At 61.9% G+C, this 17,470-nt stretch carries 15 protein-coding genes; 5 read left to right on the top strand and 10 right to left on the bottom strand.

What is annotated here, in order from left to right:
• Positions 1 to 47 precede the first annotated feature (47 nt).
• The 5 genes from AB4Z43_RS22275 to AB4Z43_RS22255 are packed head-to-tail and all read left to right on the top strand — an operon-like array spanning position 48 to position 5,332.
• Entirely contained in the window at positions 48 to 1,574 is a 1,527-nt protein-coding gene (locus tag AB4Z43_RS22275) for a sugar ABC transporter ATP-binding protein (protein WP_171903268.1), read from the top strand.
• Positions 1,571 to 2,602, top strand: coding sequence for an ABC transporter permease (locus AB4Z43_RS22270; RefSeq protein WP_019856581.1), 1,032 nt, complete (start codon positions 1,571 to 1,573; stop codon positions 2,600 to 2,602). Before AB4Z43_RS22275 ends, AB4Z43_RS22270 begins: the two co-directional genes overlap by 4 nt.
• Positions 2,599 to 3,582 carry an ABC transporter permease gene (locus tag AB4Z43_RS22265; RefSeq protein WP_038644971.1) on the top strand — a complete coding sequence of 328 codons (984 nt, stop codon included), beginning with the start codon at positions 2,599 to 2,601 and terminating at the stop codon, positions 3,580 to 3,582. Before AB4Z43_RS22270 ends, AB4Z43_RS22265 begins: the two co-directional genes overlap by 4 nt.
• A 20-nt stretch (positions 3,583 to 3,602) precedes the next feature.
• Positions 3,603 to 4,568 carry a carbohydrate kinase family protein gene (locus AB4Z43_RS22260; protein ID WP_019856583.1) on the top strand — a complete coding sequence of 322 codons (966 nt, stop codon included), beginning with the start codon at positions 3,603 to 3,605 and terminating at the stop codon, positions 4,566 to 4,568.
• Positions 4,565 to 5,332 carry an SDR family NAD(P)-dependent oxidoreductase gene (locus tag AB4Z43_RS22255; RefSeq protein WP_038644973.1) on the top strand — a complete coding sequence of 256 codons (768 nt, stop codon included), beginning with the start codon at positions 4,565 to 4,567 and terminating at the stop codon, positions 5,330 to 5,332. The genes AB4Z43_RS22260 and AB4Z43_RS22255 overlap by 4 nt, the downstream gene beginning before the upstream one ends.
• A 614-nt stretch (positions 5,333 to 5,946) precedes the next feature.
• Here AB4Z43_RS22255 and AB4Z43_RS22250 read toward each other — a convergent pair.
• From AB4Z43_RS22250 to aldA, 10 genes are all read right to left on the bottom strand, one after another.
• Positions 5,947 to 6,342, bottom strand: coding sequence for an SDR family oxidoreductase (locus tag AB4Z43_RS22250; protein ID WP_274609721.1), 396 nt, complete (start codon positions 6,340 to 6,342; stop codon positions 5,947 to 5,949).
• Positions 6,343 to 6,356: 14 nt separating this feature from the next.
• Positions 6,357 to 7,262, bottom strand: coding sequence for an SMP-30/gluconolactonase/LRE family protein (locus AB4Z43_RS22245; RefSeq protein WP_441938959.1), 906 nt, complete (start codon positions 7,260 to 7,262; stop codon positions 6,357 to 6,359).
• A gap of 123 nt (positions 7,263 to 7,385) precedes the next feature.
• The gene (locus AB4Z43_RS22240; RefSeq protein ID WP_019856587.1) at positions 7,386 to 8,369 is read right to left on the bottom strand and encodes an ABC transporter permease; all 984 of its coding nucleotides are present in this window, start codon (positions 8,367 to 8,369) and stop codon (positions 7,386 to 7,388) included.
• Positions 8,369 to 9,331, bottom strand: coding sequence for an ABC transporter permease (locus AB4Z43_RS22235; RefSeq protein WP_202360536.1), 963 nt, complete (start codon positions 9,329 to 9,331; stop codon positions 8,369 to 8,371). Before AB4Z43_RS22235 ends, AB4Z43_RS22240 begins: the two co-directional genes overlap by 1 nt.
• On the bottom strand, positions 9,328 to 10,851 hold the full coding sequence (locus AB4Z43_RS22230) for a sugar ABC transporter ATP-binding protein (RefSeq protein WP_441938958.1): 1,524 nt from the start codon (positions 10,849 to 10,851) through the stop codon (positions 9,328 to 9,330). Before AB4Z43_RS22230 ends, AB4Z43_RS22235 begins: the two co-directional genes overlap by 4 nt.
• Positions 10,852 to 10,910: 59 nt before the next feature.
• Positions 10,911 to 12,026: a sugar ABC transporter substrate-binding protein gene (locus AB4Z43_RS22225; protein ID WP_027046546.1), complete on the bottom strand. Its 1,116-nt coding sequence runs from the start codon at positions 12,024 to 12,026 to the stop codon at positions 10,911 to 10,913.
• Between the two features lie 131 nt (positions 12,027 to 12,157).
• Entirely contained in the window at positions 12,158 to 13,105 is a 948-nt protein-coding gene (locus AB4Z43_RS22220; protein ID WP_064983472.1) for an ABC transporter permease, read from the bottom strand.
• On the bottom strand, positions 13,102 to 14,685 hold the full coding sequence (locus AB4Z43_RS22215) for a sugar ABC transporter ATP-binding protein (protein ID WP_064983471.1): 1,584 nt from the start codon (positions 14,683 to 14,685) through the stop codon (positions 13,102 to 13,104). The genes AB4Z43_RS22220 and AB4Z43_RS22215 overlap by 4 nt, the downstream gene beginning before the upstream one ends.
• 63 nt (positions 14,686 to 14,748) lie before the next feature.
• A complete protein-coding gene (locus AB4Z43_RS22210; protein WP_081296043.1) occupies positions 14,749 to 15,891 on the bottom strand; it encodes a substrate-binding domain-containing protein in 1,143 nt (380 codons plus the stop codon).
• Between the two features lie 75 nt (positions 15,892 to 15,966).
• Positions 15,967 to 17,457, bottom strand: coding sequence for an aldehyde dehydrogenase (gene aldA, locus AB4Z43_RS22205; RefSeq protein ID WP_069091505.1), 1,491 nt, complete (start codon positions 17,455 to 17,457; stop codon positions 15,967 to 15,969).
• Positions 17,458 to 17,470 lie beyond the last annotated feature (13 nt).

Raw genomic sequence — 17,470 nt, 5'->3', positions numbered from 1 at the left:
GCCAAGCCTTTGTGGCTGCCCGCCATCATCAACCAGGATTGACGGCCATGCAGACAGCAAAGCGTGAAATTGCTGTATCGATGACGGACATATCGAAGCGGTTCGGCCCGGTGCGTGCGCTGGAGAACGCGAACCTTCAGATTGCGCGCGGCTCGATCCTCGGCCTTGTCGGCCAGAACGGCGCCGGCAAGTCGACGATCATCAAGGTGCTGGCCGGCATCATCAAGCCGGACAGCGGCACCATCGTCATCAATGGCGAGACCGTGACCTCGCTGTCGCCGGCATCGGTCGAAAAGCTCGGCGTGCATTTCATCCATCAGGACAGGCTGCTGGTGCCGACCGCGACGGTCGGCGAGGCGGTGTTCCTCGGCCACGAAATCGGCTTCGGGCCGTTCGTCAGCCGCCGCGCCATGGAGCGCAAGGCGGCCGATCTGTTGAAGCGGTTCTTCGGCATGGAATTGCCGGCGGGAACCCTGGTCAAGGACCTGACCACGGCACAGCAGAAAGTCGTGCAGATCACCCGGGCGCTGGCGCAGAAAGCCTCGGTGCTGGTGCTCGACGAGCCGACGGCGGCCTTGGTCAAGCGCGAGGTCGACAGCCTGTTCGACGTGCTGCGCCGGCTGCGCGACGACGGTATCGCCGTGGTCTTCATTTCCCACTACATGCAGGAGATCGAAAAGCTCTGCGACCGTGTCACGGTGATGCGCAACGGCACCGATGTAGGCACAGTCGACCCGCGCGAGACATCGATCGATGCGATCATCTCGATGATGATCGCCCGCGATGTCGGCGAGATGTTTCCCAAGCGTTCTGTCACGTTGGGCGCGCCGGTGCTCGAAGTCGCCAATCTGCGCCTCGGCGGCGGTTTCGAAAACATCGGCTTCAATGTTCGCGCCGGCGAGATCGTCGGCCTCACCGGCCTGCTCGGATCCGGTGCCAAGGAGATCGTACAATGCCTGTTCGGCCTCAAGACCGCCGACGGCGGCTCGATCACGGTCGAGGGCAAGCAACTCGCGCTGTCGACGCCGGTCAAGGCGGTACGCGACGGCATCGCCATGCTGCCGGAGGATCGCCGCGCGCATGGCGTGGCGCTTGGCCTGTCGGTACGCGAGAATATTTCGCTGGCCAGCCTGCGCCGCTATTCGAAGAACGGCATGGTCAGCCGCAACAGCGAGAACCAGGCGGTCGACGGACTGATCAAGGAATTGTCGATCAAGACGCCGCATCGCGACGCGCTGGTGCGCGAACTCTCCGGCGGCAACCAGCAAAAGGTGGCGATCGCCAAGTGGCTGAGCTGCCAGTCGCGTGTCTATGTTCTGGACGAGCCGACGGTGGCCGTCGATGTCGGCGCCAAGGTCGAGATCTACAATCTGTTGAACCGGCTGTCGGGCGAGGGCGCGGCGATCCTGCTTCTGTCGTCCGACCTGCTCGAACTGGTCGGCGTCTGCGACAGGGTGCTGGTTGTTTATCGCGGCCGGCTTGCCGGCACCTTCTCCGGCCCGTCGATGAACAGCGACGCGTTGCTCGCGGCCTCTTCAGGCGCCCGCTCGAACGCTGATGGAATGGCGGCATGAGCGCGACAACTCTCCACACTGAGGCCGGCGCGTCCGATGAAACCCGCACCACCGGCAAAAGTGCCGGCCGGCGCTTCGCCACCCTCGTCGTGCGGCTCGGCGCGATTGCCGCCTTCGCCGCGATCATGGCCTATTTCGTCGTCTTCGCGCCGGGCTTCACCTCGACCTTCAACCTCATCAATGTCGTCGAGCAGTCGGCGATCCTGGGCGTGCTCGCCTATGGCATGACGTCCGTCATCATTGGCGGCGGCTCCGATGTCACCGAAGGCGGCATAGACCTGTCGATCGCCGCCAATATGGGGCTATGCGCGGCTGTCTACGCGACGCTGTTGTCGATGGGCTATGGCGACTTCCTGTCCGTGCTCGCGGCCATCGCCGTCGGCATGGCGGTTGGCGCGCTGAACGCCCTTGCCGTTGTCGGTCTTGGCATCCTGCCGCTGCTGGCGACGCTTGCCGTGCTGAACGTCGCGGCCGGCATGGAACTTACGCTCACCCAGAACACGGTTGTCGGCGCATCCTCCCCGCTGCTCGGCTTTCTGGTCTCAGGCAGCTTCCTCGGCATCTCAGCACTCGCCTGGGCGTTGATCGTGTTCTCTGCGATCATCATCGCCATCATCCATGGCACGGCGTTTGGGCTGCGGCTCTACGCGGTCGGCGGCCATCCCGAAGCAGCGCGCGCGGCCGGTCTCAGCGTGCCCTTCTATGTCTCCTTCACCTACGTGCTGAGCGGCTTCTGCGCGGCGGTGGCAAGTGTGCTCACCGTCTCGCGCCTGTCAGCCAGCACGCCCGGTTCCGGCGAACTGCTTCTGTCGGTGCTGGCGGCGGCACTGTTGGGCACCGTCTTTTCCCGCCGCTTCGTGCCGACCATGGGCGGCACGCTGCTCAGCGTGCTGTTCATCGGCTTGCTCGCCAATGGCTTCCAGCTGCTCAACGTCTCCAGCTACTGGGTCAATGGCGTGCAGGGTGCGCTGATCCTGCTGGTGGTCGCCATCACATCCTTTGCCCGCGGTTCGGAGGGTTCACGATGAGCGTCTCGGCCAATGACAGCTCCAAGATGAACCTGCGCGCCTTCCTCGCCAAATACAGCGTGCTTATTGCCTTCGCGGCGATCGTCATCTTCTTCGCCGTGGCGAGCCCGACCTTCTTGACGCCGGCGAACCTCTTCAACGTGCTGGTCAACAATGTCGTCATGCTGGCGATCGTGGCGCTGGGGCTGACCATCGTCATCTCGTCGGGTGGCATCGATCTCTCCGTCGGCGTCTCCGTAGACATGGCCAGCATGGTCTTCGTGATGCTGCTTGCCACCGGCTATAGCGGCGTGGTCGGCGTCGGCGGTGGATTGGGCGCGGCGCTGATCGTCGGCATCCTCAACGCCATCCTCATCACCAGGCTGAACATCAGCCCGTTCCTTGCAACGCTCGGCGTGCTGTTCATCGGTCAGAGCACGCAGCAGCTTGCCACAAGCGGCGGCCAGCCGATCTATCTCACAAGCGGCTATGCCGCTGACCAGTTCAACGCCATTGCCCGCACCGATTTGTTCGGCGTGCCGACGCCGGTGATCGTGCTTGTCGTCGTGGCCGTTACGGTCCATGTTCTGCTACACCGTTCGGTCTTCGGCCGCTATGTGCAGGCGATGGGCGCGCAGCCCGGTGTGGCCTGGTATTCCGGCATTCGCGTGCCGCGCGAGCTTTCCATGGTTCATGTGCTGTGCGCGCTGCTTGCCGGCGTGACCGGCATCCTGCTGTCGGCGACGGTGAAGTCCTACGTGCCGCTGTCCGGCAACGCCTTCCTGCTCGACGCCATCGGCGCCACCTTCATCGGCACGACGCTCAGCCGCGAGCGCAAGCCCTCGGTGATCGGCACGCTGCTCGGCGTGCTGCTGCTTGCCATCGTCAAGAACGGGCTGCTGCTGGTCGGCTGGAATTTTTACTGGCAGCAGGTCGGCATCGGCGTGCTCGTCTTCCTGGTGCTGGCCGCAAGCTTCGGCCTGCGCCGCGCCTCGCATTGAGTTCGAAAGGGTCGTCTCCCATGCCACAATTCGACGTCAGCTCGATCGGCTTCTACGTCCTCGACATTCTCGGCCGGCCGGTGTCGCGCATCCCCGAAGGCGGGCGTGCCGACTTCATCGAAGAGATCCGCATGACGGTCGCCGGCACCGCCGGGGCCACCGGCATGGACTGCGCCATCCTCGGGATGAAGACACGCGCCGTCACGACGCTTGGCACCGACGACATGGGCGACTGGTTCCTCGCCAAGCTCGGCAAGTACGGGTTGGAGACGAGCCTTGTCCGGCGCGACGGCCGCGTTCAGACCTCTTCCACCATACTGCCGGTGCGGCCGAACGGCGAGCGACCGGCCTTGCATGTGCCGGGCACCGCGACCTTGTTCGAGGTCGCCGATGCCGATCTCGATGCCGCGCTTGACGCCACCATCGTCCATGTCGGCGGTACAGGCCTGCTGAAGCGCTTTGATGGCGAGCCGACGGTCAAGCTTCTGAAGCGGGCCAAGGAACTCGGCCGCATCACCACTTTCGATCTCATCCAGGCGACGCCGGAGACGTGGAAGCTGGTCGAGCCGTGCCTGCCTTACATCGACTATTTCGTGCCCAGCATCGACGAGGCCGGCGAGATGGCGCATGACCGCGACCCGGCCCGCGTTGCCGCCTTCTTCAAGGCAAGAGGCGTGAAGAACTGCATCATCACGCTCGGCGCTGACGGCGTCCATGTCTCGCCGCAGCATGGTGAGGATTTCCACCTGCCGGCCTTCGACGTCGAGGTCTTCGACACCACGGGCTGCGGTGACTCCTTCACCGCTGGGATCATCGTCGGCATCATCAAGGGCTGGGACCTCAGACAGTCGGCGCGCTTCGCAACCGCCGTCGCCGCCAAGGTGGCCATGGGCCTCGGCTCCGACGGCAAACTCGTTTCATTCGACGACACGGTCTCGGCGATGAACTCGCTGCCGGTCAAGACATCAAAGGTGCAAGCAGCATGACCATTCTTCCTGAAGCCAAGGGCAAGACGGCTCTCGTCACCGGCGCCAGCCGGGGCATCGGCAGGGCTCTCGCGAAAGGGCTGGCTGAAGCGGGCTTCGACGTCGCCGTCACCGACCTGCCGTCGCAGGCGGCTGAGCTTGCCGTGACCAAGGCCGAGATCGAGGCCGCCGGCCGCAAGGCCTATGTCTATACGATGGATGTCAGCAAGAAGCGCGAGATCGAGGCGATGGCGCAGGCGCTGCTTGCGGCGGCAGGCCGCATCGACGTGCTGGTCAACAATGCCGGCATCCTGAAGCCCAGCCTGCTCCAGGACCTCGACGAGACCAGCTGGGACGCGCATTTCGACATCAATGCCAAAGGCGTGCTGATGATGTGCCAGGCCGTGCTGCCGCATATGCGCGCCAGGAGATCGGGCAGGGTGATCAACATCGCATCGATCGCCGGCCGCCAGGGGGTGCCGACGCAAGGTCATTACGCGGCGACCAAATCGGTGGTGATCACGCTGACCCGTGTGCTGGCGCAGGAAGTCGGCATGGACGGAGTCACCGTCAATGCCATCTGCCCCGGCATCATCCTGACCGAGATGGGCAAGAACAACCTCGGCAGCGAGGCGGCGATCCGCCATTGGGAAGATGTCGCGGCGCTGAAGCGCCTCGGCGCACCGGAAGATGTCGTCGGGCCGGTGCTGTTCTTCGCCTCGGATCTGTCGGCCTTCGTCACCGGCCAGTCGCTCAACGTCGACGGCGGCATCTACTACCACTGATCCTCGCCGGTCTGGCCTACGTGTCGCCAAGACTACCCGGTGTGATACGAGACACAAGCGTCAGTTTTTCTGGCCATATCACCCTGACGCTACGAAGACGCTCCGGCTCATTTTCACTACTGATCGAACATGAAAAGCCCGCCGACCGAAGTCGACGGGCAATTTCCTCGTACTACGCCGTTTCCCAGATGCCCCCGCCAGAGAGCCAGGAACCTAGCGCTGGATACTCCTACTACCGCCTCCCGTTGTAGGCTGTAACCCAGCGGCAACAGCCCGGAGCGATTCACCAGGCCTAACCACATACGCGGGACAATCCTGGCCGCACCCGCGCTGCTAGGACACGTGGGCCAGATGCTGCTCGCCGGGCATTTTCTTCAACCGGCAAACCAGCCAAGCCAACGCGAAAAACGTCGCTCAGCCTGCGTGGCCAGAGGGATCAGAATTCCGTCTCAACACGTGAGAAGAAGGTGACGGACCTGAAGAACGCGAAATTTACGTCGTGCTGGGCACACTCGGCAAGATTAGCGTGACAGTGACCATGCAGCGCTCCTGTAATCTGATCGAAGCCCTGCTGACGCGTTTCGGAACTACCGCGCCGGCACGGCCCCGAGTGTTCAAAGGACGTAACTGCCGTCCATCGTGATGCCGGTGCCGGTTACAAAGGCCGCTTCATCGCGGGCGAGGTATGAGATGAGCCCGGCGACCTCTTCGGGCGTGCCGGTGCGCTTGAGGATGGTGCCACCTGCAGCCGCCCCGTGGTCGGGGATCATGTCCGTCCCGATCGCGCCGGGCTGGATGTTGTTGACCGTACCGCGGCGCGGCGCGAGATCATGCGCGACGCCCTTAACCAGAGCCGCGACCGCACCCTTGCTCATCTGGTAGGCGCTGACGCCGGCGGAACCGGCACGGATCGCGACATTGCTGCCGATCGTAATGACACGTCCACCATCCCTTAGGTGGCGATAGGCCCGATGGTCATGCTGCTTGACGAGATCAGGCGCCGCGCGGATGGAATCTTCCTTGCTCAGCAGAACTGTAATCCTGTTGTGTTGAGATAGACGGCATAGAGCGAGCTGCTGGCGGCGATGAACAGGCGATTTCGATGAGGTCCGCCAAAGCAGACATTGGCGACAGTCTCAGGGACAAGAATCTTGCCAAGAAGCGTGCCGTCCGACGCAAAGCAGTGCACGCCGTCGCCAGCTGACACCCATAGGTTGCCGTCGACATCGATCCGAAAACCATCAGGGATGCCGGGATCGATCTCGGCAAAGATGTAACCATTCGAAAGGCGACCGTCTTCGCCCACGTCAAAGCAACGGATATGGTGCGGTTTATCCCGGCCGTGGGAACGGCCGCTGTCGGCGATGTAGAGACGTCCCTCGTCCGGGGAGAAGGCGAGGCCGTTCGGCTTGTCGAAGTCGCCAGCTGCCACCGTCAGCGCACCTGACTTGGGATCAAGGCAGTAGACGTTGCAGGCCCCGATCTCACTGGGTGCTTTGTAGCCCTCATAGTTGCTCAGGATGCCGTAGGGCGGATCGGTGAACCAGACAGTATCGTCGGATTTGACCACGACATCGTTGGGAGAATTGAGACGTTTGCCCTCGAGCCGATCGGCCAGGATCGTGATGCTGCCGTCGTACTCGGTGCGCGTGACGCGCCGCCCATGTTCGCAGCTGACCAGGCGTCCTTGCCGGTCGCGCGTATTGCCGTTGGAGAAATTCGAAGGATGGCGGAAAACGAAAACAGTCTCCGTCACTTCATCCCACTTCAGCATCCTGTTGTTGGGAATGTCGCTGAAGAGCAGAAAGCGGCCGTCGGCGAAGTACACTGGCCCTTCGGCCCAGCGCGTTCCAGTATGGAGTTTTTCGAGCCTGCACAGAGAGATAATGAAATCCTGGAAGCGATCATCAAGAACCTCGTAGTATGTCATTTTGACAGGCCTTGCTTGCTAGGGTTTGCCTTGCCAGCCGACCGGCCGTTTGGGCTTGCACTCGGCCTGCTGGAACATTTCAATGTCGCGAGAATGCTGCGCATCGCTGACCGCCATTGGCTTTCAGACGCCTTCCTTCTTGTTGGTGAGACCGTGGACCAGCAGCATGACCAGGATGATCGCGCCGAAGATCATCTCGCGCGCTGCAGGGGGCATTTGCATAACCGACAGGATCGACGACAGAAGCGTGATGAAGATCGCGCCGGCGAATGTGCCGATATAGTTCCCTCGGCCGCCCTGAATCGAGGTCCCCCCAATCACCACGGCCGAGATTACCGGCATGAGATAGGGGTCCCCCATGCCCTGATAGGCCTGATTGGTGTAGCCCAGCAGGAGGATGGCGCCGAAACTGGAAAACACCCCGGCAAGGACGAAAGTCGCCACCATCACCAGACGAACCCGCGCCCCGGCAAGAAACACGGCACGTCGCGAATTGCCTAGTGCGTAGAGATAGTTTCCATAAACGGTCCGTTTGAGAACCCAGACGGTGATCGCGGCGACCACCAGCCAAACGAGAAAAGCATTGGGGATGCCGAAGGTCCGGCCGGTCGCCGCCTGCGTCGCCAGCCAGGGGACCTCGCCGTTGGGACGGCTGTTGCCCGTGTAGAAAACCGCAGCGCCAAGCAGCATGGCGTTGACGGCCAGCGTCCAGACCATCGCAGGCACGCGAAAGACAGCAACACCGATGGCGTTCAAGAGCCCGACTGCAATGCCAAGGCATAGGCCCAGGGGAATTGCGAGGCTGGCGACCAGGGGATTGGAGCTGCCGGAAGCCGAGATGACGACGATCGCCGTGCCGGTAATGGTCCACGGTACCGAAAGGTCGATCTCGCCGAGCAGGATCACCAGCATGGCACCGGTGGCGATGATGCCAAGAAAGGCGGCGATCTGAAGCTGTTGTAGGATGTAGCCAGGTTTCAGGAAGCCGGGATACAAGAGGGAGCCGCCCAACAGCAGAGCGACGCAGCCCAGCGCGATCAGCAGCACCGATACGCGGTCCCGGTTGAGCCAGCGGGAGGTGACGGTTCGCTCGGTTGCATCAGTCATCAGCGGTACAACTCAAGCCGGCTGCGCACCTGGAAAACGCCGAGCGCGCCGAGTGCAATTGCAGTTGCGAGGATCAATCCCTCGAAGAACGGTTGCGCCAATGGCGGCAGGCCGGAGAAGAACATCAGCGACGAGATGGTCTTCAGGATCAAAGCGCCGATCACCGCGCCGAGGGGGCTGCCAACACCACCGCTTAGCGCAACACCGCCCAACACGACGGCGGCGATCGAGTTCAGCGTGTAGGACGGCGCAATATTGGGATCGCCAGTCAGCGTAACCATACTGACATAGGTGCCGGCGAGAGCCGCGACAAAGCCGCTGCTGCCATAGGCGACGAGCTTAAGCCGGTTCACGCGAAGGCCGGTCATATAGGCCGACTGTTCGGACGACCCGATAGCATAAAGGCCGAGGCCGACGGCCGTGCGGCGCAGAAGCACCAGCAATATGACGAGAACGATGACAAGAATGACCGCCGAGACCGGGATGCCCGCCACTGCATAGGTGAGCGCGTCCGACATTGTCTCATCAATGCTGCCTCCAGGCGTTGGCCTCAGAAGCAGGGCGATGCCGCCGAATATGCCACCCGTCGCCAGGGTCGTGACGATTGGCTGCACCCCTCCGTAGACGACCGCGATGCCGTTGACCAGTCCGCAGGCCACCCCGACGGTGAGTACCACCGCCATACCAAGGGCAATCGACGTGGGAGATCCGTTGAGGAGGAAGGATCCCATCACGTTGGTCAGCGCGATGATTGACCCTACCGACAGGTCTATGCCCTTGACCAAAACGACAAAGAACTGGGCGATCGCGGCGAGCCCAAGCAGCGTTCCCTGGTTCGACCAGATGGTAACCACATAGGTCGAAAAGCCGCGCGGATGAATGGCGATATAGCCAGCGAACAGTATCACCAGCGCGAGCGCGGCGATCGTTTCCCTGGCATTTTGGCGAAGCCAGGTCATCATGCTTGGGCTCCAGCGTGAAGGTGCACGTTCATCGAGGCGGCTATGAGCGCATCGGCGGTCAGGTGATCCCCCGTCAGTTCCTTGGCCACACTGCCCCGGTAGAAGACGTACACCCGATCGCACAAGTGGATGAGTTCTTCATAGTCGGTTGATTGCAAGATCACGGCCATTCCTTCGGCCGCCAAGTCCGTGAGCAGCCTGTAGATCTGCGCCTTGGTCGGCAGGTCAATGCCGCGGGTAGGGTCCATCAGCAGCAGACATTTGGGCGACAGCACAAGCCATTTGGCCAGCACCACCTTCTGCTGGTTGCCGCCCGACAGCGTCGCGATGGGATCGTCCAGCGAACCGTAGGTCAGGGCCAGGCGTGCGATCAGTTCCTGCAGCCGGGCCTCGCTGCTGCCGTCCAGGTCAAGCAGGCCGAAGGGGGCCCGCCCAAGAACCGCCAAGCGCATGTTTTGCGCAACAGACATGCTGGGGATCAGCCCCTCGGTCTTGCGATCCTCAGGCACGAGCGCCAGACCGATATCGGATTGTTTCACCCTCGGCGGCTTGAGACCATTCAATCGCTTGCCATTGAGCGTGATGCGGCCCGTCACGCCGCGCAGTACACCGAAGACGGCATGCATGATCTGCTGCTGGCCCTGTGCGTCCAAACCGCCGAGCCCGACAATTTCGCCCGCGCGCGCAGCCAGGGATACATCGACAAGCTGGCTTGCCCAGCTCACGTTCGACACATTCAGAACGACCGGCGCCGTGTCAGGCACAGGCGCGCGGCGCGGTGGAAAGAGCTCTTCCAGCGAGCGCCCGATCATGAGGCCGACGATCTCGTCGGTCGTGCGTGCGCCAACGTCGAAGGTCTCGATATGTCTGCCATTGCGGAAGACGGATATGCGGTCGGCGATGGCGTCGACCTCGTGCATGCGATGCGAAATAAAGAGGATCGCGACACCTTGCTCCTTCAGCATTCTGAGGACACCGAACACCGTTTCGACGAGCTCGCTGGTCAACGCTGACGTCGCCTCGTCAAGGATAAGAAGCTTAGGTTTGCGGAACACGGCCTTGGCGATTTCCACAAGCTGTCGTTCCGACAGGGACAGGCCCGAAACGCGAGCGCCAAGCGGGATCGACTTGGCCCCGACAAGATCCAGGGCCTCGCGCGCTTCACGATAAACGCTGCGCTCTATCATCCCCATCCGGGTGCGCGGGGCCGCAAGCACGATATTGTCGCCAACCGAAAGATGCGGCATCAGCGACAGCTCTTGGAACATGCAGACAGTGCCCTGTTCGGCCGCCTCCCGCGGGGAGGAGAAGCGCACCGTCTGCCCGCCGATGGAGATCGTTCCCGCGTCCGGCTGGATGACACCTGCCAACAACTTCATCAAAGTCGATTTGCCTGCGCCATTCTCGCCGAGAATGGCGTGCACGCGTCCCGGCTCGCAGCGGAAATCCACTGCGGTCAGCGCTGGAACGCCGCCATAGGATTTTGACACCGATTTCAGTTCAACATAGCGATCGGCCATGCTTGCTCCGTTGCTGCCGACCTGGCCGGCCTAAACGCCAGCCAGGTTCGGGCCATGGCTCAATTGGCGTTGTCGGCCGTCTGGCCTTTCAGCTCATCGGGCGTGAACACAGGGAAACACTGCGGAAAGCCGGTGGCCGTGTAGAAGGTCTTTGGCAGATCGGGGAAAAAATCCTTGCCTTCCGCCAGATCCGCATTGTTCTTCTGGGGGATTGGCAGGAACACCTTCTGCGGCAGCGCATTGCCCTCCAGCAACACGACCGAGGCCTCCAGTGCCATAGCGGCCAGCGCCGGCGCCTGGGCAGCCGTGATGCCAGGATACTTACCCTTGTTGACCAGCATGCGCGTGCCGTTGCCGGCATCGAACCCGACCGGGACAACCGGGTGCTTCGCGGCGGCCATCGCCTCGAGTGCGCCAACCGAGCCCTCTTGAACAACAATGCCATCAAAATTGCCGTTGGTCGCAATGGCGTCGGATGTCACTTTCGAGGCCGTGCCCACATCCCAGTCGCCCTCGACCTTGACCACCTTTAGCTCGGGATATTTGGAGAAGACCTCGCTGAATCCCGCTTGGTTGTCACGGTCGACACTGTTGCCCGGTACGCCGTCGATTTCGAGAACCTGACCCGAAACATTGCCCTTCTTGGCCTTGATGCCATCAACCACGGCCTGCGCCTTGATCCGGCCAAGGTCGACCTGATCTTCGTTGATCTGCACGACCTGGTCGGAGTCGAGCACATTGTCATAGGTCACCAGCACCACACCGGCTTGCTTGGCGCGCCTGACCACTGCGTCGAAGGCGGTGGGATTGACGGCATTGATGATCACGGCGTCGTAGCCGGCGGCGATGAAGTTGTCGATCGCCGAGATCTGCGCGGTGGAATCGTTGCCAACCGAAACGATCTTCAGCTCGGACAGCTTGGATTTGATTTCGGGACGGGCGCCCCAGGCCTTGGCGGTCTGAATGGAATTGGCACGCCAATCGTTGCCGACATATCCGTTGACCAAGGCAATTTTGTAGGGTCCGGCCTTCTTCGGATAGGAGATCACCGAGGCACTGTTTGGCGCAGGAGCATAGCAGCCGGGCTTGTAGGTGTCTTGCGCAGAAGCACTGGTGAACATTGCGGTGGATGCGGCCAGAGCACCCAACATCAGAAGCGTCATACGTCTGGTCATTTCACTTTCCTCCCTTTTTCTCCAGCGACGCTGGTTTTCAAACTGAAACTGAACTTTCCTGCGCCGCGGCTACCGCCGCGGAGGCCGAATTCTGGAATGCGTGCATGTGGTCCGATCATTGGGTCTGCTCCTCAACGCCGGTTCAACGAGACGGCAATGATGATGATGGCTCCCTTGATGACCTCCTGGATGCTGGTCGAAAGACCGAGCACGAGAAGACCGAACCCGAGAATGCCTATGAAGATTGCGCCGACGACGGAGCCCACGATTGATCCATAGCCGCCAAAGAGACTTGTCCCGCCTATGATCACGGCCGCGATCACGTCCAGTTCGAGACCCGCTCCCAGGCTGGGATTGCCAGCCGTGGAGCGGGCCGCGAGCATCAGGCCCGCAAGGGATGCGGTCATGCCGCACAACACAAAAGCGAAGATCTTGACGCCGTCCGTGCGCACGCCGGAAAAACGCGCGGCGACGGCATTTCCACCGGTCGCATAAACACGCCGGCCGTAGGGCATCTGATGCAGCAGGTAGTAGCCGGCGGCCGTAAGGACCATCGTCCACCAGATCGGTGCCTGAACGGCCAGAAAACTGCCGTTCCAGAACAGATTCGAAAAATCATCATCGACGATCGACACTGGCCGGGTGCCGGTGATGGTCAGCGCCAGCCCGGAAAAAATGGACAACATGCCAAGGGTCACGAGAAACGATGGAATGCGCAGTTTTGTAACCAGCAAGCCCGACACTGCTCCGATCGCGGCCCCGGTGCCCAACACCAGAAGCGCGGCGACATAGGTCGGGACACTTTGATCGAGCAGCAAGGCTCCGATCATGCCTGAGAAGCTGGCAACCGACCCGACCGACAGGTCGATTTCACCGCAGATGATGACGAACGTCATGCCGATCGCCATCACGGAGACGATGGCAGTGATGCGCAGAACCGCGCTTGCGGTCGAGACCGACGCGAAGTGGGGGGCGAACAAGACGAAATAGAGGGTGATCGCCAGAAAGATCACATAGGTGATGTGATCGCGGAAAAAATCCATCGCAGCTGAGCGCATCGGCATCGAGGACGGTTTCATGCTGCAACTCCCTGGGCGCGTGCGCTGCTTTGTCTGGCGGCCTCGGCCTGCAGCAACGCGCGCAGCCCAGCCTCGTCGTGCGCGCTGCCGATGCTGCGGGTTATCAGCCCCTGCGCCATGACCAGAATGCGATCGGACAGATCCAGAAGTTCCTCGAGTTCCGAAGAAATGAGCAACACGGCGACGCCTTCGCCGGCCGTGCGGCGCACAAGCTCGCGCATATCGCGCTTGGCATTGACGTCGACCCCGGAGGTTGGCTCGTCGAGGACCAACAGCTTCGGCTTCATTGCCAGCCATTTTGCGAAGACAATCTTCTGCTGATTGCCGCCCGAAAGCTCCTGGGCTTTCTGCAAGGGGCCGCGGCACAGGATGTTGAGGTCGTCGCGGTATTGTCGGAATAGTGCGGTTATCCGGGCCTTCGCCATCGGCCCAAAGGGACCCGCCAGCGAGAAATCGGAAAGGCGGGGAAGGGAGAGGTTCTCCTCAATCGAGCGCCCGCCGACAAGCCCTTCGAGCCGACGGTCTTCGGGAACAAGCGCGATACCAGCAGCGATGGCCCCGTTGACGCTGCCCGGCCGAACGGGTTCTCCCGCGACAGTGATGTGGCCGGATACATCCGGGAGGATGCCGAATAAGGCCTTGCCCAAGGTCGAGCGGCCGCTGCCGACGAGCCCGGCAAGGCCGACGATCTCGCCTGGATCGATCGAGAACGATACGGCTGACAGCTTGCGCGACGTGGCCAGATCGCGGACCTCGAGAGCCGGCGTCCCGACCGGCATTGCCGGCGGGCGTTTCGCAGGCGCCGCCACGGTGGGCAACGACGCTTCGCCCTTTGGCCGCGACATCATCGCAGCGATCTGCTCGATGGATGTGCTGTCCGGGTCAAGCGGGCCAACCAGTCGCCCATCCTTGATGATCGAGATGCGATCCGAAAGCCGCAGCACATCGGCCATGCGATGGCTGATGTAAACGATACCGATCCCGTTCTGCTTTAGCTGGCCGATGGTGCGGAAAAGTGTTTCTTCCTCGTGGATGGTCAGAGACGAAGTCGGCTCATCCATTACGAGCAGCTTGGCGCCGCGCGAGATCGCCTTGAGGATCTCGACCATCTGCCGTTGGGCGAAGGCCAGATCGCCCACACGCGCGGACGCATCGAGCGAGAAGGCGTACCGCTCGATCAGAGCCTGGGCATCGCGAACCATTTTTCTGGCGTCGACGCGCAGGCCGAAGGCGAGCGGCTCGCGAAGGATGAACAGGTTTTCGGCAACCGAGCGGTTCGGCAAGACACTCAGTTCCTGGAAGATCATTGCGATGCCGCGGTCGATCCTCTCGCGAAGCGACAAGGCGGTGACGTCCTCTCCGGCGAACAGAATGCGGCCTTCGTCCGTTCGATAGGCTCCCATGAGGATCTTCATGAGCGTCGATTTGCCCGCACCATTCTCGCCGAGCAGCGCGTGCGTTTCACCGGCCATGACCTCGAACGAAACATTGGACAAAACACGGTTCGCGCCAAACGACTTGCTGATGCGCTGCATCGCTACGATCGCGTTCCGGGACGTTGAGGTTTTGGCTTCGGCCATGACGATTTTCTCGATCGCTTGGTGAGCGTCGGCGGGCAGCTGGGACCCGCCGACGAAAAGTGGCTAGAAGCATTCGCCGTTGCAGATTTTTACCACCGAGGCGGGAGCATCTTCCTTGGTGACCTCCTTGAGGGCACTGAGAAGGTCGAGCTTCTTGACACGCAATGTCGGCACAGAGATGTATGGCGGGACGTCATGTCCAAGCAATGCAAGCGCGGCTGCCTTGGCCTCGGCGACGCCCTGGTCGTAGGGACGCTGCGCGCCTACGGCCAGAAATTCGCCACGTGCAACGTTCAGCGCGCTGTCCGCGGCAATGTCATTGGTGGTGACGACGATATCGCGGCCGAGCGTCTTTGCCGCGGCCACGACCTGTTGGGCGGGCGTGTCCCAGGCAACGAAAATTCCCTTCATGTCGGGATGCGCCGTCAACATTGCGGTGGCGACCTCGTAAGCCTTCTCCGGCGCCGTGAAGGTGCCGACATCGGCGACCTTGATGTCGGGATGTTCACCGAACGCCTTCAAGGCACCGACCTTGCGGGCCGCGACCGAGTAGTAATAATCATAAACCAGCGTGATGATGCCGACCTCACCCTTGCCGCCAATCGCCCCGACAAGTTCCTGCGCGGCGAAATAGGCGTTCTTCTCGTTGTCGGAGGCGACGACGGTCACATAGTCCTTGCCCGGCGCCATATCGACCGGGACGTTGTCCATGAAAACCAGCTTGATGCCTGCCGCCGCCGCCTTCTTGTAGGCTTCGGACTCAGACTTCGGATCGATCGGGATCGAGAAGATCACGTCCGGCTTGCGGGCGATCATCTGCTCCAGATCGCTGATCTGCTGCCCGGGCTGGAATTTGGCGTCGGTGGTTCCGACAACTTCGATGCCCAGGTCCTTGAGCGTGTTGCTGATTCCGGCGACTTGCAACTGAGGCCAGCCGGCATCCATGGTGTGCATCACCAGGCCAGCGGTAAATTTTCCCGCCTTGAGCTTGGCAAGGTCCTGATCGGAGAATTTCAGCACATCAGGTGATACCGCCGGCGGACCGTCCGGGAAGCCCGGGACGGGTTGGCCCCTCGGCGACAAGGGCAGCGGCTCGAGCAGGGCTTTTGCTTCCGGTGGAATGGTGTCATCGGCGAGCGCCGACGATGCGGCCAATCCCGATAGCGTCAAGGCCAAGGCGGCCGCCATAAATCCACGATAGTGCATTTCATTCCTCCCGATCAGATGAAACGGCCGCAACGGCCGGTGGCGACCTGGCTGGTCGTACTGGTCGGGCGCTGTTCAGCGCCCGTAAGGCATCAACGCCGCCGTGGCGGCACCCGAGTAATTCACGTAGACCGTCTTCTTGCGCATGTAGCTCTCGAGCCCATGCACGCCGTCGTCACCGCCCAGGCCGCTTTCGCGGAAGCCGACATGGAAACCCTGCAGCATTTCCGGTCCAATCCGGTTCACGTAGATCTCACCGAACGAAACCTCGTTCACTGCGTTCATGACGCGGCCCAGATCATTGGTGAAAAGATAGGCCGACAGGCCATAGTTGCTGGCATTGGTGATGCTGACCGCCTCCTCGAAAGTGTCGAATGGCATGATCGGCACGACCGGCCCGAAGATTTCGCGCGTCATTATCGGCATGTCAGGCGTGACGTCGGTCAGCACGGTCGGATTGAGCCAGTAGCCACCATCGATAGGCGCCTTGGTCGGGCGCCCGCCTGCGAGAGCAAGCCTCGCGCCGCCCGCGACGGCTTCCGCAAGGACCGCCTCGACCTTTTCCAGCTCGTCACGGCTGACTTTCGGGCCGATATCCGTATTTGCCTGCATCGGATCGCCGACGACGAGCGACTTGGAGAATTCCACGAAGCGTGTGACGAACTGATCGTAAATCGAACGGTGAACGAGCGTGCGTTCGTTGCATATGCAGACCTGTCCACAATTCATGTAGCGCGACGTGGCCGCGGAACGAACCGCCAGCTCGAGATCGGCATCAGCCAGGACGATGAATGGCGCCTTGCCGCCAAGCTCCAGCGAAACAGGCGTCAGATTGCGCGACGCATTCGCCATGATGCGCTTGCCGGTCGGTACGCTTCCGGTCATGGTGATGAGGTCGACGCCGGGTTCGGTGCAGAGCACTTCGCCGATTGTTTCACCTCGTCCCGTTATGACGTTCACCACGCCGGCCGGCACGCCCGCTTCGACAAAGATGCGGGCCATTTCGAGCGCCGAAAGGGGCGTGTCTTCATGCGGCTTGATGACGATGGTGTCGCCGGCGATCATGGCCGGCGCCACCTTGCGGCTGACCAGAGCGCTCGGGTAGTTCCATGGAATAATGGCGGCGACGACGCCTACCGGCACACGCTGTATCCAGACCTGTTCTCCCGCGTAGTCCGACGGCAGGATCTCACCTTGAATGCGACGGGCAAACTCGGCGTAGTAGTCGAAGAACTCGGCCGCGCCGCCGACTTCACCGATTGCTTCATTGATCGGTTTGCCTTGTTCCCTGACCACCACCTCGGCCAGATGCCGGGCGTTTTGCCGGATCAGGACCGCGATCCGCTTCATGATCGCCGCACGGGCAAGAGGTGATTTGAGCCCCCAGGCCTTCTGCGCCTTGCGGGCGGCTACTATGGCCTGGCGAGCCTGATCCGGGCTTGCCTCGGGCACGTCGACAAAGGCCTTGCCATTGGCCGGATTGATCACCGGGCGCATACCGGCTTCGCCGGTGACAAACTTCCCGTCGATCAACATGAGATAGGATTTCTTGTCTTCTACTGCCATGGTTCAATCCGCT

This window comes from Mesorhizobium sp. 2RAF45, from assembly GCF_052115225.1.
Classification (GTDB): domain Bacteria; phylum Pseudomonadota; class Alphaproteobacteria; order Rhizobiales; family Rhizobiaceae; genus Mesorhizobium; species Mesorhizobium jarvisii.
This window is presented reverse-complemented; position numbering and strand designations above follow the sequence as displayed.